21 protein-coding genes are annotated in these 26,675 nt (G+C 51.3%); 8 read left to right on the top strand and 13 right to left on the bottom strand.

Annotated elements, in window-relative coordinates; genetic code table 11:
* Window positions 1-215 precede the first annotated feature (215 nt).
* The 11 genes from AK95_RS23195 to AK95_RS23245 all read right to left on the bottom strand — a co-directional run bounded on the left by AK95_RS23195 (window position 216) and on the right by AK95_RS23245 (window position 13,510).
* Complete coding sequence (locus AK95_RS23195) at window positions 216-1,247, bottom strand: copper amine oxidase N-terminal domain-containing protein (protein ID WP_071222271.1); 1,032 nt, start codon at window positions 1,245-1,247, stop codon at window positions 216-218.
* A 167-nt stretch (window positions 1,248-1,414) separates the two neighbouring features.
* The gene (locus AK95_RS23200; protein WP_397376681.1) at window positions 1,415-2,014 is read right to left on the bottom strand and encodes a TetR/AcrR family transcriptional regulator; all 600 of its coding nucleotides are present in this window, start codon (window positions 2,012-2,014) and stop codon (window positions 1,415-1,417) included.
* Between the two features lie 28 nt (window positions 2,015-2,042).
* Complete coding sequence (locus AK95_RS23205; RefSeq protein WP_071222330.1) at window positions 2,043-3,491, bottom strand: MDR family MFS transporter; 1,449 nt, start codon at window positions 3,489-3,491, stop codon at window positions 2,043-2,045.
* A 359-nt stretch (window positions 3,492-3,850) separates the two neighbouring features.
* A complete protein-coding gene (locus AK95_RS23210; protein ID WP_071222273.1) occupies window positions 3,851-4,570 on the bottom strand; it encodes a glycerophosphodiester phosphodiesterase in 720 nt (239 codons plus the stop codon).
* 244 nt (window positions 4,571-4,814) lie between these two features.
* On the bottom strand, window positions 4,815-5,675 hold the full coding sequence (locus AK95_RS23215; protein WP_071222274.1) for a carbohydrate ABC transporter permease: 861 nt from the start codon (window positions 5,673-5,675) through the stop codon (window positions 4,815-4,817).
* Window positions 5,665-6,621: a carbohydrate ABC transporter permease gene (locus AK95_RS23220; protein ID WP_426198261.1), complete on the bottom strand. Its 957-nt coding sequence runs from the start codon at window positions 6,619-6,621 to the stop codon at window positions 5,665-5,667. Before AK95_RS23220 ends, AK95_RS23215 begins: the two co-directional genes overlap by 11 nt.
* Window positions 6,621-7,958: an ABC transporter substrate-binding protein gene (locus AK95_RS23225; protein ID WP_071222276.1), complete on the bottom strand. Its 1,338-nt coding sequence runs from the start codon at window positions 7,956-7,958 to the stop codon at window positions 6,621-6,623. Before AK95_RS23225 ends, AK95_RS23220 begins: the two co-directional genes overlap by 1 nt.
* 236 nt (window positions 7,959-8,194) lie before the next feature.
* Window positions 8,195-8,749, bottom strand: coding sequence for a glycerol-3-phosphate responsive antiterminator (locus tag AK95_RS23230; RefSeq protein ID WP_071222277.1), 555 nt, complete (start codon window positions 8,747-8,749; stop codon window positions 8,195-8,197).
* 709 nt (window positions 8,750-9,458) lie between these two features.
* Complete coding sequence (locus AK95_RS23235) at window positions 9,459-11,771, bottom strand: serine hydrolase (protein WP_071222278.1); 2,313 nt, start codon at window positions 11,769-11,771, stop codon at window positions 9,459-9,461.
* Between the two features lie 231 nt (window positions 11,772-12,002).
* Entirely contained in the window at window positions 12,003-12,473 is a 471-nt protein-coding gene (locus AK95_RS23240) for a DinB family protein (RefSeq protein ID WP_071222279.1), read from the bottom strand.
* 293 nt (window positions 12,474-12,766) lie between these two features.
* On the bottom strand, window positions 12,767-13,510 hold the full coding sequence (locus AK95_RS23245) for a helix-turn-helix domain-containing protein (protein ID WP_071222280.1): 744 nt from the start codon (window positions 13,508-13,510) through the stop codon (window positions 12,767-12,769).
* A gap of 111 nt (window positions 13,511-13,621) precedes the next feature.
* On the opposite strand from AK95_RS23245, the gene AK95_RS23250 reads away from it, so the two are divergent.
* The 4 genes from AK95_RS23250 to AK95_RS23265 all read left to right on the top strand — a co-directional run bounded on the left by AK95_RS23250 (window position 13,622) and on the right by AK95_RS23265 (window position 18,464).
* Window positions 13,622-15,910: a glycoside hydrolase family 65 protein gene (locus tag AK95_RS23250; protein ID WP_071222281.1), complete on the top strand. Its 2,289-nt coding sequence runs from the start codon at window positions 13,622-13,624 to the stop codon at window positions 15,908-15,910.
* A 202-nt stretch (window positions 15,911-16,112) separates the two neighbouring features.
* A complete protein-coding gene (gene pgmB, locus AK95_RS23255; protein WP_071222282.1) occupies window positions 16,113-16,787 on the top strand; it encodes a beta-phosphoglucomutase in 675 nt (224 codons plus the stop codon).
* 180 nt (window positions 16,788-16,967) lie between these two features.
* On the top strand, window positions 16,968-17,930 hold the full coding sequence (locus AK95_RS23260) for a phosphotransferase enzyme family protein (RefSeq protein ID WP_071222283.1): 963 nt from the start codon (window positions 16,968-16,970) through the stop codon (window positions 17,928-17,930).
* A gap of 24 nt (window positions 17,931-17,954) precedes the next feature.
* Entirely contained in the window at window positions 17,955-18,464 is a 510-nt protein-coding gene (locus AK95_RS23265) for a hypothetical protein (protein WP_071222284.1), read from the top strand.
* 93 nt (window positions 18,465-18,557) lie between these two features.
* Here the strand turns inward: AK95_RS23265 and AK95_RS23270 are convergent, their stop codons facing one another.
* Window positions 18,558-19,664 carry a GIY-YIG nuclease family protein gene (locus tag AK95_RS23270; protein WP_071222285.1) on the bottom strand — a complete coding sequence of 369 codons (1,107 nt, stop codon included), beginning with the start codon at window positions 19,662-19,664 and terminating at the stop codon, window positions 18,558-18,560.
* A 181-nt stretch (window positions 19,665-19,845) separates the two neighbouring features.
* Window positions 19,846-20,712 (bottom strand): AraC family transcriptional regulator, encoded by an 867-nt coding sequence (locus AK95_RS23275; protein WP_071222286.1) that lies wholly within the window; start codon window positions 20,710-20,712, stop codon window positions 19,846-19,848.
* Between the two features lie 125 nt (window positions 20,713-20,837).
* Between AK95_RS23275 and AK95_RS23280 the strand changes: the two genes are divergently transcribed.
* The 4 genes from AK95_RS23280 to AK95_RS23295 all read left to right on the top strand — a co-directional run bounded on the left by AK95_RS23280 (window position 20,838) and on the right by AK95_RS23295 (window position 26,671).
* Entirely contained in the window at window positions 20,838-22,130 is a 1,293-nt protein-coding gene (locus AK95_RS23280; RefSeq protein WP_071222287.1) for a Gfo/Idh/MocA family oxidoreductase, read from the top strand.
* Window positions 22,131-22,242: 112 nt separating this feature from the next.
* Window positions 22,243-24,060 (top strand): cache domain-containing sensor histidine kinase, encoded by a 1,818-nt coding sequence (locus AK95_RS23285; RefSeq protein ID WP_071222288.1) that lies wholly within the window; start codon window positions 22,243-22,245, stop codon window positions 24,058-24,060.
* Complete coding sequence (locus tag AK95_RS23290; protein WP_071222289.1) at window positions 24,035-25,633, top strand: response regulator; 1,599 nt, start codon at window positions 24,035-24,037, stop codon at window positions 25,631-25,633. Before AK95_RS23285 ends, AK95_RS23290 begins: the two co-directional genes overlap by 26 nt.
* A gap of 123 nt (window positions 25,634-25,756) precedes the next feature.
* Window positions 25,757-26,671 (top strand): carbohydrate ABC transporter permease, encoded by a 915-nt coding sequence (locus AK95_RS23295; RefSeq protein ID WP_071222290.1) that lies wholly within the window; start codon window positions 25,757-25,759, stop codon window positions 26,669-26,671.
* Window positions 26,672-26,675: the final 4 nt, after the last annotated feature.

Consider the following 26,675-nt stretch of genomic DNA (forward strand, 5'->3'; position numbering starts at 1 on the left):
TACAGTATTCTGCGCATGGCACGAATATACCTGCTCCTGCCGGAGTTAGAGGGATTTCCATTATTGAGCTACGCCAAGCCATACTGCGACTTCTACGATGGCGTGACATTCCGAAGGGGTCAATGCCATGGAATCCCTTAAATCCCCATTCCCCCGCTTTACATTAACGACTAAGAAGCCTGGCGTTATCCGCCAGGCTTCTTAATTTACATTTCTTATTGAAGAACGATTTTGATTGCATTGCCGATCGCCGGCAGGCTCTTGGTGAGCATCGGGCTGTAGTAACCGATAATCTCTGCATCATCAGCCAAATCGCTTGCTTTCAAGGTTTTTCCGTCTTTATTCACGACAACCGTCTCAGGCGTCAAATTCAGGACGACTTCATTCGGCGATTGTTCCGTTAACCCTTTACCCTTAATCGTTACGCGCAGATTGCCGCCATCCGCATTGATGTCTGTGATGGCACCGGCTGTAGCGAGCTGCTGCGTCTCTTCCTTGTCCGACTTCACGCTGATTTCATAAGCATAGGTCTGCGGAGGCAGGCTCATGGTCATCGCCAGGCTGTGAACGGCTTCAATCTTCTTCCCCTTCGCAAGATCCTTAAGCTCGATCTTCTTGCCTTCTTCATCGCGGATAACGGTGTTCTGATCCACGTTCAGAAGGATTCCTTCCGTTCCCGTTCCGTTTATGTGAATGGCTTGGCGATCTTCGTTATTGATAATTTCGGTGATTTTGCCAGTGACGGTTTCCTTCTTCACTTCTTCTTCGGACGAAATGCTCACTTTCGTGCCATCGGCCGAGACGTTAGCATGGAGCACTTCGCTGAAGAAATTAGCCGGAACATAGAGCGTGCCCTTCACGTTTACCGGCGCAGCACCGAGGGACTTGTACATTTTGTTAACCGTATACTGGTCTTTACCCGTTTGCACGAGGGTCCAGATCGGGGATCCCGGTTTAGTCAGCTCCGCAGAGCGGTCCTGTTGATTCCAGCCCAGTTCGAATCCGAGCGCCTCGGATACGCTCCGCAGCGGGATCATGATCTGCTTCGCATCGGCGTTCATATAACCAGTGCCCGCCACTTCCTTACCGTTAACCAGAATTCCATAATCCATTACAGCCGAAATCACGACTGGTTTTTGTTCCTGGCTGCCTTCAGCCTGAGGTGCTGCATAAGCTGCTCCGCCACCGGAGACAGCGATGGCCGCAACCATCAGTGTCGCTGCTTGCTTCTTCCATTGTTTGTTCATGCTCATCATCCTTTCTAGGTGCCTTAAATTATCATGTACTACTATACTGACGGGCGTATTTGCCAAATGTTGCAATGAATTGATAAGTGAATGTGGAAGATAGCACGCAAAAAGGCCGTTCCGGGTTAGACTTATCAAGTCTTCCGAAACGGCCTCTATTATCTGACTTAGCGATGGATAAACAGTGGGTCAACAAAGCTTCTGCAGTATTCCTCCGCTATCTGCTCCGCGCTGTATCCCATATCACGCATGTATAGAATGATATCCGCGCGCGGCAGAGATGCGAGCATCACAGAGGTAAACTGAGGGTCAAGCGGCATCAATACTCCCTGCTCCGCCGCACGCTCCAGCAGGCGCTTGATCTGAAACCGCAAAAACGTGAAGGGCGGGTTCTCACACATAATGTTCTTGGTGTCCTCCAGCCGGTCAGAGGTCAGCATTACCCTTAGCCACTCCAAGTCTTCATTGAAATGCAGAATGACCTTGGTCATCACCGTTCGCAGCCGATGAGCCACCGGTTCACCTTCGCTGCTCTGAAGGTAAACCTCCAGCCCCTCCATAAACCGATCGATCTTGGCTTCCATCAGCGTAAAGCAAATCTTGCTCTTGCTGGGGTAACGGCGGTACAAGGTGCCTTGCCCGATCCCGGCCGTTTTTGCCACTTGATGCATGGAGACGTCCTCGACTCCGTATTTATTAAATAAAGCCTGAGCCGTATCCAAAATCTTTTGACCCAACTCGTCATACTCTTTCGGCAATGCACGCATCCCTTTCTAATTTGAACACACGGGAACCTTATGCAGCAGACTGTTCTTCTTCAACGGGTGAAGTTGTGCGTTTAACAAATAACCCCAGTACTAAGGCGATGATTGCAAGAACAAGTCCGATTACGAAAGCATTATGAAGACCGGCAACCATGCTCTCTACCGGATTGAGATCCCCGGTTGTTTCAACGTAATTTTTAGCACCTGCTGTCATGATGCTGATAAAGAGCGCCATACCTACGGCTCCTGCTACCTGCTGCAGTGTATTCATGATGGCTGTTCCATGCGGATACAGCAAGCGCGGCAGCTGATTCAAGGCTGTAGTCTGGGCCGGCATCATAACCATCGAAATCCCTATCATCATCATAACATGAAGGAAGATAACATAACCACCGGTCCATGAAGCGTCGATGCGCGAGAACAGGAAAATAGCGATACTCAAGAGAGCAAGACCAGGGATAATCAGAACCCTCGGTCCGAATTTATCGAACAGCTTCCCTGTAATCGGCGCCATCAATCCGTTGATGATACCACCAGGCATCATGACCAGGCCTGCCGCAAGCGCAGTTAAGCCCAGTGCGTTCTGCAGGAACAATGGCAGCATGATCATCGTGGAGAACATGCTCATCATCAGTACCAGCATCAGTACGGTCACGAGTGAGAACATTGGAAATCTAAATGTACGCAGATCCAGCATCGGTTCCTTCATCTTCAGTTGGCGCCATACAAAGAACAGCAAGCTGATGGCCCCTGCCGCAATGCACCATATCACCTTGGGATCAGACCAGGTGCCTTCTCCGGCGCTGCTGAATCCATATACGATACCCCCGAAACCGATGGTAGACAGAATAATCGAAATATAATCGACCTTCGGCTTGGTCAGTACGGATACGTTTTTCAGGAAAACCGCAGCAAATATGATGGAGAACGCAGCCAATGGAATGACCAGATAGAACAACCAGCGCCAGTTCAGCGCGTCCACGATCAAGCCCGAAAGCGTCGGTCCGATCGCCGGGGCCGTCATGATGACAAGACCGATCATGCCCATGGCGGCTCCGCGATTCTGAGGCGGATAAATACTAAGTATGGTGTTCATCAGAACCGGCAGCATGAGCCCCGTTCCGACCGCTTGCAGGATACGCCCTACCAGCAGCACCCCGAATACCGATGAGAAGCCGCAAATAATCGTACCTATAAGAAATAGCGTCATGGCGCCTATAAACATCTGTCTTGTCGTGAACCACAGCTGCAGCAGCGCCGTGACCGGCACCAGAATACCGACAACCAGCATATAGGATGTTGAAAGCCACTGAACCGTCGACTCTCCAATACCAAACTGCTCCATCAAGCTTGGGAAAGCGATGTTCAGAAGTGTTTCATTCAAGATGGAAACGAACGCGCCGATAATCAGTGCGGCAACAATCGGCCCTCTTTTTATTTTACTTAAATCAATCTTGGCCGAACTTGGCCCCACTCCCATATCCAAGACCTTATCCTCCCTTATCTCTGTATACGGACAATTGTCCGGTAATGCGTTTTTTATTCTAACGGACAATTGTCCGCAGGTCAACTGAAAATTTTCATTAAATTTTCAAATTCGGCAATCCGAATGAAGTCCGCCGCATTGTCCGCTAGTATAAGCAGCAGACACGCGCAGGATATCAGATATTTAGCCCATTAATTAAAAAATAGGACCTGCCCCCGCTCCACAACCAAGGACAGATCCTTTGATACGTACACCTGCCGACTCCAGGGACCGTCAACGGGCGTTTCCCCTAACCTTATAAATGCAAGCGGCGCTTTGTACATGTCATCCCAGCAAGCGCATCAGTTGGAGCGTTACGCGTTAAGCGCAATCTTCTCCTTGTATACTCTGGCCCAGCCCTCCAGATTGTTCGTAACGATCAAGAGCTCAGGGTATTGGGCAAGAGATGCCAGTATATCCTCATCGTCCGGCGTCCAGACAATGAGCTGGATACCCCGCTTGCGCGCCTCCTCCATAAATGAAGGAGTCACGTACACATATTTGACGGACACATAACGAGCCCCGATCTTCTCCAGATATGGGAACACCGATGGCGTAGCTCCATATATCACAAGGCCCAGCTCAATGTCAGGATCCAGGGAGCGTGCCCGTTCAATGGAATAATGATCGAAGGAGGTGAGGAACACCTGCTTCTCCATGCCCGTATCCTTAATCACGTCAATGACCTTCTGTTCCAGGCCGGGGTAGGTATCCCCCATCTGCTTCAGCTCAATGTCAACGATCATCCGATCCTTGGCAAAACGCAGTGCTTCCTCCAGCGTGGGAATCACTTCTCCTGAACCTGCATCCAGCTTGCGTATTTCCTCCAGCGTGAAGGCATTGATTGCCCCAGTTCCGTTGGTCGTTCGGTTTACCGTCGCATCATGAATTACAACGGGCACGCCGTCCTTCGTCAGTTGGACATCCAGCTCCAAGTGCGAGAAGCCAAGCTCCAATGCTTTCTGAAAGCCCAGCATCGTGTTCTCCGGGTATTTCAGCGGATACCCTCTATGAGCCAATCCACGTACTTCCATGTGCAATTCCTCCATATCTAGTCGATTGATGACCTCGATCACGTCAGTATCTTACGGTAACGGACTGACTTACGTAATCGGGGTGCTATTTGAAGCTCTATAGGACTGTTCGCCATGAACTTTCCGATCCCTGCTGTCTGCAGCAGATCATAACCTTCGGGAGAATGCAGAGAGACGGCATAGCGGTGTATCCATGCCCACCGTTTCCATGCCGTCTTGAATACCGCATCATTCGGTTATGATGTTATTTAAACGTCGAATTCGCCATCGCGGCCACAATATGCTTCTGCATGACCGTAAAGACCAGCACGATCGGGATAATCGCCATGACGCTGGACGCCATAATGACATTGAAGAACATCGCTTCATTTCCGGCGATAGAATCCCGCAGCATCGCAATACCGACCGTAAGCACGCGCATGTCGTTGTTGTTGGTCATGATCAGCGGCCAGAAATATGAATTCCAGGACGAAATGAAGATCAGCACACCCATGGTGACGATCGTTGGCATCGCCATCGGAAACAACAGCTTGTACAGAATGGAGAAGCGACCGGCTCCATCCACGCGTGCCGCTTCCAGCACGTCATTGTTAATCGATTTGAACGCCTGCCTGAGCAGGAATATCGCATAAGCGGACGCACCGTGAGGTACGATGAGCGCCCAGAAGGTGTTCAGCCAATCGAGCTTGGACATCATGACGTACACGGGAACGAAAATCACCTGCTCCGGAACGATCAACGCGGCAAGCACCAACAGAAACAGCGCGTCCCGTCCCCAGAACTTCCCCTTCGCGAATGCATAAGCAGCCATGAGCGCCACGTTCAGCTGCAGAATAATGGTGCCGACCGCCATGAGCAGGGTATTGCCGAAGAACCGGGCGTAAGGGATAACTCGGAAGGCTTCGGCAAAGTTCTCCCAGGCAAAGGTTTCCGGCCAGAATGTAGGAACGGCCATCCGCATCTCGGACTGCGTCTTGAGCGCGCTGATCAGCAGCCAGTACACCGGAAAGAACATGACGAGGGTCACGATCACGGCTCCGATCACGCGGAGCGTCATCATGGTCTTCCGGTTCTTGGCGGATCCAGCCATGTAATTATCCTTCATAGTGCACCTTCTTCCTGCTGACCACCCATTGGACCAATGTTAACAGCAATATGATTACAAACAGAATCATGACAAGCGCCGAGGCTCTTCCTGTTTTGAATTCATCAAAGGCCATCGTATAAATCCAGTACACAATCGCATTCGTTGCCTTGAGCGGACCGCCGCCCGTCATGACGTCGATCGACTGGAACACCTGCATGGAGGAGATAAAGCTGGTGATGACCAAAAACAGGGTCATCGGCGACAAGAGCGGCAGCGTAATGTTGCGGAACTGCCGCAGCTTGCTGGCTCCATCAATCGAAGCTGCCTCATAATACTCGGCCGGAATCCCGCGCATGCCTGCAATGAAGAGGATCATCGCAAAGCCGACGCCCTTCCAGACCGAAACGGCAACCAGCGCCGGCAGTGCCGTCGAAGGATTGGTCAGCCATTCGACCGGCTCCATGCCGAACCAGGAAACAATGGAATTCAATAGCCCGTATTGTCCATTGTAAATCCATGTAAATACCATGGCCGCGACAACCATCGAGATGTAATAGGGCATAAAAATGACGCCGCGCATGAATCCGAACAACCGTGACGACGACACGTTGAGCAGCAACGCCAGCAGCAGTCCGATGACAAGCGTAAATACAACGTCCATCACGGTATACAAGAACGTGACCTTCAAGGAGTGATAGAAATCCGAGTTCGACAGCAAGCGCGTATAGTTATCAACACCTACGAACTTCTTTACCGGCCGTGTCATGTTCCAGTTCGTAAAGCTAATGTACACGGAATAGCCCAGGGGATAATACAAAAACACGCCCATGAATAACAACGCCGGAACCGCGAACGAAAAGTCCTTCCACTTCTCGATCAACGTATGAGACATCCGTTTAGAGACCGAAGCGGTCGCCCGATTGGACGCCGCCTTTGTCACTTGTTTATTGGTCTCCATAGGCATCACTCATAGTCAGCCAGAATATCGTTGATCTTCTTGGCTGCATCCTGCATAAGTGGTGTCGGATCTTTTTTGTTCAGCACCATTTCCCCTACGACTTCTTTGTAAACTTCGCTGAATTCAGGGTAAGCCGGGTGCTGCAGGCGCGGCGTTACTTCGTCGAAATGCTCGTATACCGCTCTGTATTGCGGCCATCTTTCGAAATATTGATTGCCTTCCTCAGACTCGATTGCGGATTTTCTTGTCGGCAGGTATCCAACGGATTCGGCCCACTTAATGTTTTGCTCCGCCGAAGTCATGAACTCGATAAATTTCCAAGCCGCTTCTTTCTCCAGATCCTCGGCACCATCCATCATGACGATCCCCGCGCCGCCAATGTTGGAGGTCCGCACTTTATCGCCAGGGATAAAGGATACGCCAACCTCAAAGTCCGCATTCTCGCGGTACATCTTGAGCAAAGCCGATGAATGCTGAACCATGGCGATCTCGCCGCCCAGGAACATTTGGCGCATATTATCGGAAGCACCCTTCCCGAAGCCCATATGCATGTGGCCTTCATTTTGCCATTTGTAGAAGTTCTGAAGATAACGAAGCGACTCTTCATTCTCAACGGCCGAAGCACTCAGGTCCTCGGTCAGGATTTGTCCGCCGCCGTTAATGTTCCACGGATCGTAATACCACGTATCCCAGCCTGGAACGGAGAAGGCATAACGCGTCGTTTTGTCGCCTTCTTTTTTCGTTACCTTCGCATTAAAGTCATCGATCTCATCCCACTTCTGCGGCGGCTCTACACCCAGCTCGTCCAGCATCGTTTTGTTGTATACAAACACACTGGTACTAACGATCAGAGGGAACCCATATTGCTTGCCATTGTATGCATAGGCATTCAGCATCCCTTTGGCGAAATCGTCCATCTTCACTTCATCGCGCTTAATCCATGGGCCCAAATCAGAGAACACACCGCTGTCCGCAAAGTTAGGCAGGGACGCGACCTCAACATTCGTTACAGCCGGCACGTCATTCGCAGCCACTGCAGCCGATAATTTTTTGTGAAGATCAGGATAGCCGCCCTGGAACACCGGCTCTACCGTAATATGCGGGTACTTCTTCTGGAATTCTGCGATCATGTAGTTCAAGCCTTCCAGTTGAGCATCCGCGTGGGCATGCCAGTACTGGATTTTGACAGGTGTTGTATCATTCTTCATATCCATCGAAGCGGCTTCCACATCGTCGAGCGAAACCTCTCCTCCGGCACTTTCACTTCCACCGCCGCCTCCGCAAGCCGTGGTAATAACCATAAATATGGTCAGTAACATTAACAACCATGATTTCTTTTTCATAGATGATCAATTGTCCCCTTTCGAATCTACTCATCATTCATCTTCATCACTGCTGTCTATCCACTTCAACCCGTCTACCCCTTAAAAAGCGCACAAAAATAGAGACGTCAAAAAGAGCGCAACCTAAGAGCCACCACCTCCTATAAAAGCTAAAGTAGCTGCTACTCGGGTTATCTCATCGTCTCCACCCCTAGCAAATATGTAATTATAGTTAATCCATCACCGTACAGGGAACCTTACGTCCAAAAACGCGTATCTCCTGTAGATACGAGGTCTGCACCGTTTGCCAGCGCCTCATCGATATCTTCCTCGCTTCGTAAAAAACCTCCCACAATAAGCGGACAGTGAATTTCCTTCTTCAGGTCGCGGATTACGCGGGGCATGAGTCCCGGCATTAATTCCACCTCATCCGGACGGGCTTGTCCGATCATTTTCACTGCGGTTCTTAAAGCTGTCGTATCAATGGCAAACACTCGCTGTATCGAGCTAATGCCCGCTTGGCGCGAAGCCAATACCGTATTCGTCTTCGTCGTAATGATCCCGTCGATCTTGTACGAATCGGCCAAATACTGCACAGCCGAATTATCCCGGCCAATGCCGCTTACCATCTCCAGATGAACAAACACTTTTTTGCCTGAGGAGTGAAGTCGATTCACGATATCCCTGAGTTTCAAGATATCGCCTGTCATCAGGTTCACCCGTTCCACCGTGCTGTTCACAGCCGCATCGATCTGTTCCAGCTTGGTAATCGAAGCGATTACGGGAAGACGCCCTGTCCTTTGTTCTGCCATGAGTGCGTGTCCCCCTTTTACCGAACACTCTTATGGTAAGGCGATAGGATCATGAGAGTATTAACGATATGTAAAATCTGTGTTAACGGCACTCATCAAGGCTTCGATACATCATGTATGCGCTTACCATTCAGTTAACAGATTCTGCTATGTCCCCTGGTTTGGTGGATTCCCCCTAGACTTAGGATCATTCGGTTCAGCGAAGATCAGGATAGCGCTTTCACAATAGCTTGCCAAGCTATTTAATATCTATCATAGAGGAATGATTTATCCGTAGTCTATAGCGAAATTTGTATTATTTTGTCGAATTTAAAAGAATATCAATTCAATGTAACAAATATCATGGCGAAACCCCCGATTCTATGATAGCGCAACCACCCAAAGAGCCTGCGATCACTATCTGCAGATTTCGTGTGAAATGACTGCTCTTACTTGTTCCGAAGCTGTAATCGTCCGTCCTATTGGCACAACTGCACAGCTGGGGTGGATGCTCATTGGAAAACGGAATATGCTGCAGGCCGCCTTGAAAAAGCTAGGCCTGCAGCTTGCCGTGAGATTAAACCTCATACGGTATTTAGTTACTTCAGATAATACCGCCGCTTACCTCTCGAAGCGTGTAATGACGGACATCGATATGAGAAAAGAAGTCAAAGACTCGTCGAAAAACGCGCTGTGCTCGGCGCCTCGAATGCTTATAAAACCAAGGGCCTTATTTGCTGAGGAGATGCACAATCATCTTAAGGGTTTCTGCCCTTGATGCCGTTCTGTCCGGACGGAAGGTATCGTCGCTATAACCGTTCACGAAGCCTAATTGGACCGCCTTCAGAATCGGCTCTCTGGACCAGTCCCGTATCTCGTTCGCATCCTTAAAAGAAAGTACATCCTCGTATCCAGCCAGCGGGCCATGCACATACTCGTAAGCACGGATTATCATCGCAGCCAGTTCCGCACGGCTAATGGGACCTTGTGGATCAAAGATGCCGTCATTCCGTCCGCTGACGATGCCGGAAGAATAAGCCGCTGCCACATCAGCGGAATACCACCTATCCCCGCGAACGTCCCTGAATTGAGGAGAGACCAGGGCGGGCTCCAGTTGAAGGGATCGAACAAGTATGGAGGTCACCTCTGCACGACTGATTGGGCGCTCGGGCGCTATGGTCGTATCCGAGGTTCCCTTCACCAAGGAAGCCGTCGCCACCCCCTCAATATAAGGCCCTGCCCAGTGATCCTCCGGCACATCCGTGAACGTCATCTCGTATTCCAGCGCTTCATAAACAGCCTTCGCAATCTCTTGCACCACAGGATTTCCGATAGCCTGGGCTTCATCAAAACTGCTGGTCGTCGTGACCTCGGTCAGTACCGAAATCGCGATTTCCCTGCCGGGCAGTAGAAAATATCCGGCATCATGAGTCACATTGGCATTCTCCCCGGTTTTATGGGCAATCGGCGCATCGGGCAGGGCCGCACCGAACTTGGTGTCCACCTCCTGGGCTTTCATCCAGTCGATGATCTGATCACGAGAGTTATCCGACAAGAATTCGCCTGAATGAATGTTGGCAAGCAGATGGACCAAATCCTCCGCATTAATATAGTTGTCCTGCTCCGGCGTAGGGGCAGCTGCGAACATTTTGCGCCCCAGATGCATGACATCAAGGCCGAGTTCATCCATCAGAGCCTGGACCTTATTCAATCCAACCACGTCAATCAGTACGTTCGTAGCCGTATTATCCGACTGGGTGATCATCAGCCTTGCCAATCGTTCGATGGTTACATCCTGCGGAAATGTTTCCTTTTGCAAGGAGCCTGTTCCGCCAACTACATCTTCCTGCTCAACTTTCACCTTCTGTTCCAAGGTTAACCTGCCGGCATCCACTTCCTTCATCAAAGCCGATACAAGCGCCATCTTGATGGTGCTCGCAGGCATATAGGATTGGCGAGATCCCAGGAGCAGCTCCCGGTCGTCAGGCTTACCGCTTAGATCCTTCAAGCCTACGGATACCCTAATTCCCTTTTCTTCGGCTTCTTGAATGATGGGATTTACGACTAACGACAAGGCCGGCCATGCGTCCGCCGATACGGATTCAGCCGGCGTATCCAGCAAGAAGTTATACACCGCCTTGGCCGCGCGCTGCACAACCGGGTTGCCCAGTTCCTGGGCTTTGCCCGCATCCTCCGGCTTGGTGACTTTGGTTAATACCGTGACGGCAACCTCGCGTCCGGGTACGAGAAAATATCCGATGTCATGGCTCACATCGCCCAGTTCCCCCGTTTTGTGGGCAATCGGCTTGCCGGGCAGCGCTGCGCCGAATTTGGTCTTCACTTCCTGCGCCTTCATCCAGGCCAGGATCTGATCCCGCGATTGGGCGGATACGATCTCACCAGCATAGATTCTCTCCAGGAGCGTCAGCAACTCCTCCCCGTTGACATAATTATCAGCAGCAGGGGATTTTGCGGGCGTCATCATTTTCCGGCCCAGCTGCATGGTTTCAAATCCCTGTTCATCTATTAAAGTATTAATACGCTCGAACCCAAGGAGATCAATCAGGGCATTGGTTGCCGTATTATCGGATTGCGTAATCATCAGCCCCGCTAAACGCTCGATCGTGATCTCCTGAGGGAACTTTCCATCCTTGAGCGAACCGGCTCCGCCTACAACCTGCTCCGGTTTAACCTGGACGGTTTGCTCCAGCGCGTATTTCCCTGCTTCAATATCCTGCATCAGTGCTGTTACGATGGCCATTTTGATGGTGCTGGCCGCATAGTAAACATTCGATGATCCCGCCTGAATCTTCCCTCCGCCATATGTACCGCTAAGATCCTGGACTCCGACGTACAGCTCGATTCCGTCTCCCGCTGCGGCTTTCACAATGGGCTGGAGAACGGATTCCAACCGGCTCAGGTTGCCGCTTTGTCCCCCGGCTGCCCAAGCTCGGGGGACTTGCCCCAAGGAGACAAACCAAGTCGTCGTTATTAGGATAATGGCAAGCGTGCTTTTGAAAAAAACTCCGGTTAATCTGGACATGCCGAATCACTCCTCATCGACTTGAATGTTAACTATATTAACACAAAAACATTATATTGAGGATTATTATATATTAATGTAAATAATATTAACACTACTTAAATATATTTAATGGAATTATATTAATAATTTCGATTTTGAGTCAGATATAATAACATGTAAATCTATAAACAAATAAAACCCGAATTCCGGAAAACAGAATTCGGGTCGGGAAAGATAGAGCGCTTATGGCTATTCGAATAACGGAACCTTCGGATCCTTCCCGTTACAGTGAACCAGCATCGCATGCAGTTGTCCTCGATGGTGATACAGATGGGCGACGATTTCAAGCAGCCATTCATACCTTGAATAATTGACGCCCCAGTAGGAAGTCGTCTCTTGATGGAGCTCTTCTTCCGTCATGTCTCTGAATGCCTGCTCCAAATGTGAATAGCTGCTTAACAATTCGGCCTGTATATCCTTCAGGTTATTTAACGACACGCCCTCATAATAAGCGTCCATCTCCTCTTGTGTGGCCCCGCCCGATATGTAAAAATCAGCCCGGCAGATCACTGCAATATGCTTGAGCAGCTCTCCAACGGAATGCTTGTCTTCTGTCGGTTGAACGAGCAAATCCGATTCATCCAGCCTGTCGATAATCGCAACAACAGAGATGACAGCCACCTCGATTTGATGCAATGCATATGTACAATAGGAATTCATAGGTTCTCTCCAATCTAGAATGTATAAAACACGAATAGGTTCAAACTCGCTTCATCATTATAGAACATACGTTCCTAATATTTCAACAAAAAACAACCTGATCTTAAAAGCTAAGAGACAGGTTGTTACGCCATACATCGTATGACCGATCAGCCAACGAGATGAAATCCGGTTGCATTCTCAAGAACTGACGCCGCAACCGGTTTTTTCTCCAGACTTAAGTGCAGCATTGTCTGATTGAATTTCTTCATGGGTGTTGTCGCTCTCTTCTCGTTGCTAGATATAATCGTCCTTTATCGCGCCGTCCCGCTGATCCGGAATTTTCTCGGCGTCATCCCCGTAAAATTCTTGAATAATTGCGTATAATAACTCTGGCTGCAGAACTTGAACGTAAACGCGATTTCCGATATCGACTGATTCGTGTTGGCCAGCAAATGCTTGGACTCCTCAATCTTCCGCCGATTAATAAAGGTTGTAATAGGTACACCCGTCTCCCGCTTAAAACGGTCGGATAAATAGCTAGGGTGGACTTTCAAATACTCCGCAACCCTCTGCAGGGACAGCTCCTCGAAAATATGCTCCCGGATGTAATAGATCGCCAGGTTCACAATGTGAGAGTACGACACGTCTTCCTTCTCGGAGCGAATCATCGACACAAACTGCACCAGCATCTCATATTCAAAATGAACCAGCCGCTCCACATCGGTCATCTTCTCAATCTCAAGGATCATCGTATCACTTAAATGAAAGGCAATCTCAGGATCTACGCCGCCTTTGATGATCGCCCGGGTAAATAAGGTACAAGACGCAATCAGGGCATTCTTCTTCGACCGAAGCGGATACGTCGCAAGCACAGCGGCTTCCAGCTCGTTAATCTTACGAAGCATATCCATGGCTCTATTCTCATCGCCGAAGCGGATTGCTTCCAGCAGCTCGTGCTCATAATCAAACGGGGGATGGATAAAATTCTCCCGCAAATAATGCATACGGGAGGACAGATAAAACGGACGGTTTCCCGAGCGTGAAGGCCCTTTCATTATTTCCACACCACCTAAAAATATTGATAAAAACCTTGATATTTTAGTATAACATAACCCCGATTGGCTCTAAAATTCAAGCATAACCATGCTAGGAAGGAAGTGTAGAACATGACCTGGAATATATCAAATCCTGATTTGTCGCAGCAAACCCTGCTGAATATGGAAAGTATTTTTGCACTTGGAAACGGTTACTTGGGTGTACGCGGCAATTTCGAAGAAGGCTACGGAGAGAGCATGTCCACCATCCGCGGTACCTACCTGAACGCTTTCCACGACGTGATTGAAATTCCTTACGGTGAGAAGCTCTTCGCCTTTCCTGATACACAGCAAAAACTCGTTAACAATATTGATGCCCAGACGGTCCTGATCTATCTAGGCGACGAAAAAGAACCTTTCCGCCTCGATCATGGAACGATCACTGCCCATGAACGCCGCTTGCATATGGACAAGGGGTATTCGGAGCGTATCGTACAGTGGAAATCGCCCAAGGGCAAAGAGATCAAGCTGACCTTCCGCCGTCTGGTGTCCTTCGCGCACCGGGAGCTGTTCGCCATCGACGTACGGATCGAGCCGATCAATTTCAACGGCCAGGTTCGCATCGTCTCCACCGTGAACGGCAAAGTGAAAAACTACACCAATGCCAACGATCCCCGGGTAGGTGCAGGGCATGCGGAACGGATGACCGTCATCAATGCCGGCGTGAAGGGCAGCGATGCCTATGTCGTTGATGAGACGATGGCGTCCAAGCTGCGCGCCGCTTGCGTGACCCGTCACCGCTTGGATGCCGATGCCGACATTCAGCTCGAAGCCGGATCCAGAGAGGTTACGTTCACGGCTACCCTTCCTTTGATAGGACCGATCCACTTTACAAAATATAATCTGTATACCGACAGTCTTCGCCACGGGCAGGAAATGATCGAACGTGGAATCCAGCTGCAGGAGGCGTTGAAGGATCTTTCTTTCGAGGACTTGCTTACCGAACAGACCGAGTATCTGAACGCCTACTGGAAATCGGCCGACGTCGTGATTCAGAATGATGACCAGCTCCAGGAAGGCATTCGTTTCAATCTATTCCAGCTGCTGCAATCCGCCGGTCGGGACAAGCATAGCAACATTTCCGCCAAAGGACTCAGCGGTGAAGGCTATGAAGGCCATTATTTCTGGGACACGGAGATTTACATGTTCCCGGTATTTCTGATGACGCAGCCGAACATTGCGCGCCAGCTACTGCTGTATCGCTATTCCACGCTGGAGCAGGCGAGAGACAGAGCCCGGGAAATGGGACACCGGCAAGGGGCGCTGTTCCCGTGGCGCACGATTTCGGGAACGGAATGCTCGTCCTTCTTCCCTTCGGGAACGGCGCAATACCATATCAGCGCAGACATCGCATACAGCTATATTCAGTATTATCTCGCCGAACAGGACCGGGATTTCCTCTTGTCCTACGGGGCCGAGGTGCTGATCGAAACCGCCCGCCTCTGGGCCGACATTGGTCACTATTATAACGGCGCCTTCCATATCGATGAGGTGACGGGGCCGGATGAATATACCTGCTGCGTGAATAACAACTATTACACAAACGTCATGGCAAAGCATAACCTGAAATGGGCCGCCAAGAGCTGCGCCATTCTGGAATCCTACGATGCCCAAGGCTTCAAAGCCCTGTGTGAGCGGCTCGGCGTAACCGCGGATGAAATTTCGGCTTGGGCGAAAGCGGCGGGTGCCATGCTCCTCCCATATGATGAAGCACTCGGCATTAACCCGCAGGACGATACGTTCCTCCGCAAAGCGGTATGGGATTTCGAGAACACGCCGGAGGACAAATATCCGCTGCTGCTGAACTATCACCCGCTCACCATTTACCGTTATCAGGTGTGCAAACAAGCGGATACGGTGCTCGCCCACTTCCTGCTGGAAGACGAGCAAAGCTTGGAAACGATTCAGCGTTCGTACGACTACTATGAAGGCATCACGACGCATGATTCGTCGCTGTCCTCCTGCATCTTCAGCATCATGGCCTCAAAGATCGGTAATATGGACAAAGCGTATGAGTATTTCATCGAGACGGCCCGCCTCGACCTGGACAACACGCACGGCAATACGAAGGACGGCCTGCACATGGCCAACATGGGCGGCACCTGGATGTCGATCGTCTACGGCTTTGCCGGCATGCGCCTGAAGGAAAGCGGACTATCCCTCTCCCCGGCCATTCCGAAGGACTGGGAGAAGTATGCGTTCCGCCTGAACTTCCGCGACCGCCTCATCGGCGTATCCATCGAGAATGAAGGCATCACCTTGGAGATCGTCGAAGGCGAATCCATCGAGATCAAGCTGTACAACGAGGTCGTAACGCTTGAAGCCGGGAAACCTGTGAAACATTCATTGCAGAGCAAATAACGATGTTTAGGCATTAGGTGCTTGCCCTCCCTACGCGCAGGGCAACGCCGCCCGGTTTACGAGGAATACGATCGATCGACACATTTCCCGACAAGTTTTCTACGAAAACAGACTGCGATAAACCGTCATTTTTCTTGCGATATCCGGAAGGTCCCTGTTTCGGGTTTATACTTTCCGATATCTCAAAAAGGAGCTATAAGATATGAATGAAACACGCAAGCTGAAGGCTGTCATCTTTGACTTGGACGGCGTCATTACCGATACCGCGGAGTATCATTATCAGGCATGGAAAGCCACCGCAACCGAGCTGGGCATTCCCTTCACGAGAGAGTTCAACGAGAATCTCAAAGGCGTATCCCGCATGGATTCCCTGAAGCTCCTGTTAAGTCAGGCGGAGACGCCTGTAAACTATTCCGATGAAGAGCTGGTACAGCTGGCCGACCGCAAAAACAAGCTGTACGTCGAGCTGATCGAAACGATCACGCCAGCTGACCTGCTGCCCGGCATTACGGAGTTTGTGGGAGACATCCGGTCGACCGGCCTGAAGACCGGCATCGCGTCCGCCAGCAAGAACGCCATTGCCGTTTTGACCCGGCTTGGCGTCATGGATCAATTCGACGTGATTGTCGACGTAACCAAGCTGAAGAACAACAAGCCGGACCCGGAGATCTTCCTCACCGCTGCTGCAGAGCTTGGCGTAGAGCCTGCCGATTGCATCGGCGTGGAGGATGCCGCATCCGGTGTTGACGCCATCAAGGGCGCCGGCATGTTCGCCGTCGCTATCGGCAACGCCGCGCATTTCCCGCATGCGGATGTCGTGCTGCCCAACACGGCGGAGCTAAATTTCCGTGAGCTGGCGCAGAAATTCGAAGGTTGATAAAGAAATTGTAAGGGCGCTCCTAAGGGATCGCCCTTTTTCGTATGTCCTCCCATTTTTTGCAACCACCCGAGATCTTCGATAGACTGTAGTTGGTAGTGAGTACAGTAACTGAGTGCAGTAACTTTCCGGTATGTAAGCATGAGCATCATATCGAGAATACGATAAAGGGGACTTTTCATGGAACAGGCTGTCTTGGATCAAGGGGCCGAACGATTCGGCCGAGGTTCTTATTCGCTGAAGTTGCTTGGGGGATTCGATCAGAATGTATTTGAATACAACGGCGAAGACGGACGCCGCTTCATTATTAAATTTTTGGACGCGTCCAAATACCGCAAAGCCTCGATCATTCGCGAGCTGACGTGGATGGCCTATCTAGCCGAGCAGGGTCTGAACATGGCGGTGTCCATTCGATCTGCACAGGATCTTCTTATTGAAGAGGTAATCCACGATTCCAAGCGATACCATGTCATTGCCTTTACGAAGGCTCCCGGCGGCCCGTTAACGGATGTAACATCGGATTTTGCGATAATCAAGCAGTGGGGACGCGGGATGGGCCGTATGCATAAGCTCGGCAAAAAAGACACCACCGCTTCGTCACTCGTGCACCGTATGGCGTTTCCCCAATGGAATGATCATGTGATTTTTACCGATGCGTTCCCGGAGGCTGCAGGTGAAAGAGTCCATACGCAGTGGAAACAGTATCTTAAGGAATTGGAGTCCCTCCCGCAGGACGAGGAAGGCTACGGCATCGTCCACAATGACCTCCACCATCACAACTTTCACGTACATAACGGGGAGATTATCTTTTTTGATTTTGGGGATGTCTCGTACCATTGGTTCGCCTACGATATCGCCATCGCTATCTATCATGCGGTTCAGACGGTTCCGGAAAACCGGAAAGCCGAGTTTGTGGCCCGATTCTTCGATTCGTTTTTATCCGGCTACCTTCAAGAGAATACGCTGAGTGAAGATTGGATCGAGCGAATTCCATTTTTCATCGACTTCCGCAATATCTACTCCTTTGTCTATTTCTCCAAATTCGTAAATTGGAATGGGATGGATGAACGCACCCGGAAATATCTGTTGGCGATGAAAGCGGATATTGAGGAAGGCAAATCCGTTGTAAAGCTGTCTATTTAATAAGAGAAGGAAGATTGCTCTGCCATGAAACCAAGATCCAAACCTCTCCGCAGACTCTTATATATGGGCCTGGGGCTGCTCCTTTCATCCATCCTTCTATACCTGCTGTTCCTTCGCCCCACGCCCATCAAGGTGGGTGGATTTACATCCTTTACGGATGAAAACACCATGATCTTTGAAGTGATCAATAAAGGATTCGCCGATGTGGAACTGCTGGACGTGCGGGTGAATAATGGCATGAAGCCTGCCAAGTCCGAGCTGGGCGTCAGTTATTCCCTTCATCTGGTCGGCGGCGGAGGCCTTGATGAAGATCCCGATATTGAATTCGTGGATCTTCGGAAGGTGCCGTTAAAGCCTGAGATCATGCCGGACAAGAAGAGAGCCGCGCTCAATCAAGGTTCGCGCATTCCGCTTAATTACGGCGTCCGTCTTTATAACGATGAGCCCATCACCCAAATTGAAGTGAAATATAGGTATTGGGGGATCACTTTTACGAGAGAGATGCCGATGGGGCGATTTTTCAATAAGCCTTAATACTCAAAGATATGTTTGCTTTTGGAAGTAAATAAGTAAACCAAAGCCTCTATCCGTGTCGGATAGAGGCTAATATGATAACGACTCCTCAAATTAAGATGACACAACACAATTATTCAAAAAATCCCGCAGTGCAGCCTCCATATCAGGCTCCCCATCATCTTCGAGCCATGAATCCTGAAGAACAAGATAACGGCAGGCGCTGCTCTGCAAATAGCTGTAGATGATTTGTGCAGCGTCGATATCTTCCCGGGTAACCTCGGCAGCATCGCATTCAGTAGCCCTCGTGAAATAGCTGAGAATCAAGGCTTTGACCCTCCGCCTCAACGATTCAATTTCCACTGTTGCAGCCACAGAGCATCGCTCGCTGTGCAGCACAACGTTCCTCTTAATCAGGAATAACTTGATCGTATCTTCGTCTAGATACTCGTAGACAACGATGCTGTGATTCTCTTCGGCGAACTCGATCACATCCCGTTTACTTAAGAGCAGGTTCACCGCCTCCATGCCGTCCCTGTATTTTGCAGCCTGTTCAAAATCGAAACGCGCTGCGGCGCCCCGCATGTTTCGCTCCATCTCATCATATAAACGTCGGTCGTCCCCTTGAAGCAGAGCAATGAATCGATCCATGATTTCATCAAATTGCCGCGCGCTTTCGCCGCCAAGACACTTGCCAAGACAGAGGCCAATCGAATAATTCAAGCAGGGAGTATTTGCCGAAGAAGCGGCAGGTGTATGATTGCAGGCGATTTTACAGCATTCCTTAACCTCCTGCACTGCATGTTCAAGACTATGTCTGCTGGCTGTATAGGGGCCGAAAAAACAAGATCGGTCAGGGCCGCCTTCATCCAGTGTATCCGTAAATTCCAGCCATCGCCAATCTCGCTTTTGCCGCAATACGATATAACTATAACCCAGCGGATTTTTCATCTTGCGGTTATACATCGGCTTTAAGTCCTGAATAAGCCTGCATTCCAGCATGAACGCCTCAAACTCCGTGTCGGTGACGATATGCTCCAGGTCTTTGACATGCTGAACCAGCCTCTTCACTTTTGGGGAGTGCGATTTATTGTTGTAAAAATACGATTGTACTCTCTTCTTGAGACTTTTGGATTTGCCAACGTAAATGACCGTTCCCCGCGAATCTCTCATGAGATATACGCCCGGCGACAGCGGCAGCTCTTGTATTTTTGTTTTCATTTTTAACTGTCGATCCTCTCAACGAATCTATCAAATATGGCATTTTCGTTCACTTCCAAGATACCATATGCACACCAAAAAGCACCACAGTCACGAGCTGATCCAACTCGATGAACGTGGTGCCTATCATTTCAATACAGCTTTTTCTAGTGAACCAGAAAGAAGACACAGCCATATCCCTCTAGCTTCGCATTCGATACTGCTGCCGGTATGCCCTCGGCGACAGCTGAACTGTCCGCTTGAACATCTTCCCGAAATGGGAGAAGTTGCTGAAGCCTGATCGCCAGGCGATATCCGTGATGGAATCATCCGTCTCCCGCAGGAGGCGCTGCGCTTCCTTGATCCGAAGCAGGTTCAGATAATCGCTAAAGGTAAACCCCGTTGTCTGCTTGAACAGCCGGCTGAGATAGTGCGGGCTGATTCGGAACGCCTCCGCTACCTCGGGCAGCGTTAAAGCCTTCTGATAATTTTCGTTAAGATACCGGACCACCGCCTGGGTCTTCGGATGAAGAACCGGCTCCGTATCGGCTGAACGAACCGCACCCAAATGCTGGCTGCGGTAGGCGAAGAGCAGCAATTCGACCGTTCGATGCCGCAGCAGCCAGCTGCTTCCCGCCTGGGGATGGATCATCTCATTCACCATTTCGCCGACCATTCGCTCCACCGTTTCACTCGCTGGCGAAGGCAGCCTTAGAATCGGAACATCCCAGCCAAACGGCTCCTTCAGCCCTTCGGCCAGCTCAGACGGTACGGCCAGATCCGCGAACAATTCCGGGCTTATATAGAGGACAAGGCGATCATGGTCGGGCCGGCCGCTGTCCAGCGTCTTATGAACGGCATTCCGGTCCACGAAGACAAGATCACCGGCCCGAACCCTGTAGGAGCGATCCTTGATGAAGTAGATTCGCTCACCTGATAACAGGTAGTACAGCTCATAATGATCGTGGAGATGGTCGACCGTCATCGAGAAATAGCCAATACGGCGGTCATACTCCATGTTCAAATAGCCGGTGGGATCGTGGTAATCCGCTTGTAACGGTTTGGTCATGTGGCTGCCCCCTTTCCTTGGATTATAGCAAAATATGCGGCATTTGAAAGCGATTACGCATCAAATGCGGCGAAAGCCGTGTTCCCTTGTTATAGGCTAGAGCTATATTCAAGGAGGCGATAGATATGAGTGACAAGAAGAAACGTTATGTATTGGTCGGAACCGGCGGCCGCGCCGAATTTTTTTATGGCGCCCTGGCCCAGAATTTCCGCGACAAATCCGAGCTTGCTGCCTTTTGCGATATCAATCAAACCCGCATGAATTATGCGAATCAGCTGCTGCGGGAAAAATACAAATACACCGAGGTGCCTACCTACCCCGCGGACCAATTTGACCGGATGATCGAGAACGAGAAGCCCGACTTCGTTATCGTGACCAGCATCGACCGGACGCATCACAAGTACATCATTCGCGCAATGGAGCTTGGGTGCGACGTCGTGACCGAGAAGCCGATGACGATCGACGAGGAAAAATGCCAGGCCATTCTGGATGCCGCCAAGCGGACCGGACAAAATATCAGGGTCACCTTCAACTACCGTTACGCTCCCCACCATACCAAGGTACGGGAATTGATCATGAATGACACCATCGGCCAGGTGACTTCGGTTCACTTCGAATGGCTGCTGAATACCCGCCACGGCGCAGACTACTTCCGGCGCTGGCACCGGGACAAGCGGAACAGCGGCGGATTGCTCGTTCATAAATCCACCCATCACTTCGACCTGGTTAACTTCTGGATCGGTTCCCATCCTGAAACCGTTTTCGCATTTGGAGATCTCATGTATTATGGTAGAGAGAATGCCGAAGCGCGGGGCGTTACGCAATTCTACAATCGCGCCACCGGCAACCCGATTGCCAAAGAGGACCCGTTCGCGCTCCATCTGGATTCGGATGCGCATCTCAAAGCCATGTACCTGGATGCCGAGCCGGAGGACGGCTACCAGCGGGATCAAAGCGTATTCGGGGACGGCATCAACATTGAGGATACAATGGGCGTCCTCGTGCGGTATCAGAACAAGGCCATTTTAACGTATTCGCTGGTCGCCTATCAGCCGTGGGAAGGCTATCGCATCGCCATCAACGGCACCAAAGGCCGGATCGAGATGAACATCGTTGAACAATCCTACGTCAATTCACTGGGCGACAAAAGCCAAGAAGGCGCGTTAATCGGGAAAACGCTGCGGGTGCTTCCGATGTTCGATGCCCCGTACGAGGTTCACGTCGAGGAGCAAAAAGGCGGACATGGCGGAGGCGACCCTGTGCTGCTGAATGATCTGTTCGGGGAACCGGTGGAAGATCCGTATGCCCGTGCGGCCAACCATATCGATGGGGCGAGATCCATACTGACAGGAATCGCAGCCAACCGCGCCATCGCCACCGGCATGCCTGTACGAATCGGTAATCTGGTTCGTTTCTAAGCCGTACACGGCTGCTCCAAGCATTTTCCCTTCAAAGGCTGCGTATTTGCGCAGCCTTTTTTCACATGTCGCAGACCGCCTAGAAATCCGCTTTTCGTAAAGGAGGAAATCGATGTTCTTCTCATTAAAAAGCCGTTTGATCGCCTTTATCGTCGCACTTTTCGTCCTCTCTTTCGGCACGCTCTCCTTCCTGCTGTTTACGGAATCGCGCACCGTGATCCGCTCCTACATCGAATCTTCGGCCCTTGAAAAGATGGAGGAATACGGCTCCTACGTGGATATGGTCCAGATGCAGATTTATGATGTCGCTTCCCTGGTCTTCAACAGTGACACGGCCAAGAACTGGGATAACGCCATCAGTGACCCGCAGCTGCCCGAAGGGGAGAAAATGCTGGCCAATCTTGCCATGAGCCGATTTCTGACCCAGGCGACCAACAGCTACACCAGTATCTCCGATGTGTCCATCTACCGGCGCAGCGGACTTCGGATCGGCGGCGAGAACCAAGTCGGAAGCGACCCGGCCTTTTTGCGGGAATCGTGGTACACGAATTTCTTTACGTCCGGAGACCGCTGGCTGCCAGCCCATACGGACCAGCATGAACGCGTCCGGGATCACGGCAATCCCGTCGTCAGCCTGCTGATGCCCATCGGGACCTTCCATCATGCCACGGCGCAAAACGTGATGAAGGTGAACGTCAGCGAGTCTTATTTTCTGGAGCCGCTCACCCGGATCCATCTGGCCAAGAACAGCACGATTTTTCTGTTGAATGAGCAAGGAAACCCGATTCTATCCCAGCAGGCTCATGAACTCGGCGCCGGAGCCCTAACGGAGATCGATCGCATTCGAAACGGCCCGCTGAAATCGGGCGTCGTCTATCTGACCAACGATGAGGGGCAGCGGGACATTCTGGTTTACAAGAAGCTGGGGCGCACCGGCTGGATGCTGGCCGGCCTGGCGCCGGAGAAGGAGCTGTACTCCTCTCTTCACAAGCTTCAGAGCACGATTCTGGTGGTCACCGTCGTTCTGATCCTGGTCTCCCTGTTTGCCGCCGCATGGCTCTCCTATGGCGTCACCAAGCCTTTAACGCGTCTGGTGCTGGCGATGAGGCAGGTGCAGCGAGGAGCCTTCGACCAGGCCGAGTCCGTTCTGCCTCCCGACAAAAACGTAAAGAGCGAGGTCAGTTACGTCATCTCCACCTTCCGCTATATGATCAGCCGCCTGCGGCAGCATATCCAGAACGAATTCGAGCTGAAGCTGCTCCGCCAGCAGGCGGAATATAAAGCGCTGCTCATGCAGATCAATCCCCACTTCATGTTTAACACCCTGGAGCTGGTGAGCAGTCTTGCCATGCAGCGCCGGACGGACGATACCGTTCAGGTGATCGAGGACCTGGGCAAAATGATGCGCTTCTCCATGAATACCAGCGACGACCGGGTCCCCCTAACCGAAGAATTGGCCTATGTCCGCCACTATATCTCCATTCTGCAAACCCGCTTCGGGCATAAACTCGACATCTCCATTCACGAGGAAGGCCGGCTGGATTCGCTGGTAATTATCAAGTTCATTCTGCAGCCGCTGATCGAGAATGCGGTCAAATACAGCTTTCAGCATCAAACCACGGCACAGGTGGACATCCAAATCAGCAGGCAGGGCAACCGCCTGCATCTCCGAGTCGCGGATAACGGTCCCGGCATGCCTTCCGAGATCATCCGCAAGCTGCAGGATCCCGCGGCGGCCTCCCAATTGGAGCCGATCCTCCGAAGCGAGAGCTGGCACATTGGACTCGGCAACGTAATTGCTCGCTGCCGCTTGCACTACGGCGACTTATTTGCCGTTCATATTCGGAACGGGAGCGAAGCCGGCACATGCATCGAACTGATTCTACCGGTACAGGAGGAATATCATGTACAACGTATTGATCGCAGATGACGAGATCGAGGTTCGTGAGGGGCTGAAGCTGAAAGTCGACTGGGAAAGCATGGGCTTTGCCATTTCGGGGGAGGCCGGGAACGGCCTGGAAGCTGAAGAGCTCTTGAAATCCCATTCGTATGACCTGCTCATTACCGACATGAACATGCCCGTCATGGACGGCGTCCAGCTGCTGGACGTTTGCCGGAGCCACAATCCGACTATCCAGATCATCATCATTACAGGATACGAGGATTTTCAATACGCCAGAGCGGGCGTCCGCAGCCAGGCCATGGACTACTTGCTGAAGCCCGTAGCCCGGGGCGACCTGAAATCCGCCTTAAGCAAAATCAAACAGGAATTGGATAAGAACCGCAAGGTACGGGATGATGCGGCAATGATGCAGTGGCGGCTATCCCAGTATTACAAAGAAATGAAGGAGCGCTTCCTGCTGGATCTCGTGCGCGGCAATCGTCTGCCCCCCGCCTCCCTGCCGGAACGGATTCGACTGTTCCACCTGGAGGACTGGCAGGACGGGTGCGTTTGCTTCATCACCGCGGGCATGAGGGAATCCGGCATGCAGAAAGCACCCGAAGGCCGCGCGCCCGAATATCTCCGCCTTCCGTTTCAAATGGTCTGCCATGAAATCGCCGAGTCTTATCCGGGCGGCGTTCAAGTGTTTCATGATACAGCTCATCCCGGCATCATGCATTTCATTGCGCTTGACGGCATTCAGCATGAATTCGCGGATAAACTCGCCGCGCAGGCATCATCGTATTTAACCGTGGAGGTGCAGGTGGGACTCGGGCTGCCCGTATCGGGACTTGAGCGATGGAAAGAGGGTTATATCCACTCCCTCCTGGCCTGGAATCTGGCAGGACGCCAGAACGGACCGGATCAGGCACCCGTAACCGACCAAAGTCCGCTGCTGCCGGAGGAAACAAGCCGCGCGCTTCATCGCTGCCTGATCCGGGGCGAATTGGAATCCTTCAGCAGCATCATCCGGAGGGAACTGGGCGAGGCATTCCGGCTATCGCCTTCCCGCTTGGTACGGAGCCTTTTTCAAATTACGCTGATTATGGAATCGGCCGCCTTCGACAATATACGGCATTCACAGGGAGGGGGGCCTCTATGGATTTCACCCGAATGGGTTTTATGGCTCGAGACCCCGGAGCAGGCGGAACGCCTGCTGATGCAGTGGGCACAGGATTTTGTGGACCACCACCTGGAATCCGGAGACAAAGACGCTACCTTGATTGAATCCGCCAAGCGGTATATCGAGGAAAACTACATGCAGGAATTATCGCTGACCTCGCTGGCCGAGCAGTATAACTACCACCCTACCTACTTCTCGGAGATGTTCAAGGAAGGGGCTGGGGTCTCGTTCATCCAGTACGTTACGGAAGTTCGGATGAAACACGCCGTACGCCTGCTGCAGGAGACTCGACTGACGTTATGGGATATAGCCGAGCTGACGGGCTTCTCTTCACCCGGCTATTTCAGCTCCAAATTCAAAAAAATGTTCAATCAGAGCCCTTCCGAGTTCCGACTGTCGCAATCCGAAAAAATCGAACACGATGATCCGAAGAAATGAGATTCCGGCCCCTCTCCTTCCCCGGTATGATGAGTTTACCAGGCGCACCGACATCCCGATTGTAAGCGGCTTCAATCCGTCAGGTAACCGCCCATACTCATCCATCCTGAAGGGAGGCACATTATGAGAAAGCTGTCCAAGCCCTTATACGGCCAGCAGAATAAGACAGCCTACTTGTTTCTTCTGCCTTGGCTCATCGGTTTCTTCTGTCTGACGCTGGGGCCGATGATCGCATCGCTGTACTTGTCCATGACCAAATTCAACCTGCTGTCATCGCCGACTTGGACGGGACTCAGCAACTATGTCCAGATTTTTACCGAGGACGATACGTTTCAAAGATCCTTGTGGCTAACGTTCTACTATGTGTTCTTATCCGTACCGCTGAGACTTGCGTTCGCGCTGCTGGTCGCCATGGCCTTGAACAAGGGCATCCGCGGACTCGGCATTTACCGGACCGTGTACTATATCCCTTCCTTGTTGGGAGGCAGCGTTGCCATTGCCATCGTCTGGCGCCAAATCTTTGACGGCAGCGGTCTGGTCAACCAGTTCCTCGGCTGGTTCGGCATCTCGGGCCCCTCGTGGATCGCCCACCCCGACTATGTGGTGTATACGATCATCACGCTGTCCGTCTGGCAGTTCGGATCGGCCATGGTCATCTTCCTTGCCGGTCTGAAACAGATTCCGACTGATTTATATGAAGCATCCGGCGTAGACGGTGCCGGAAAGATTCGTCAGTTCTTCGGCATCACGCTGCCCATGCTGTCACCCGTTATCTTTTTCAATCTGATCATGAGCATGATCAATTCGTTCCAAGCCTTCACGCCGGCCTATGTCATCGGAGACGGGCGGGGAGGGCCGCTCGACGCCACGATGTTCTACACCTTGTACCTGTATCTGAAAGGCTTCTCGTTCTTCGATATGGGTTATGCCTCGGCGCTGGCATGGATCATGCTGGTCATCATCGGCGTGTTCACCGGAATCGTTTTTCTCACATCAAAATTCTGGGTCTTCTACGGGGATAACCAGGAAGGGAGGTAATAGA

The organism is Paenibacillus sp. LC231, from assembly GCF_001860525.1.
Taxonomy (GTDB): Bacteria; Bacillota; Bacilli; order Paenibacillales; family Paenibacillaceae; genus Paenibacillus_AQ.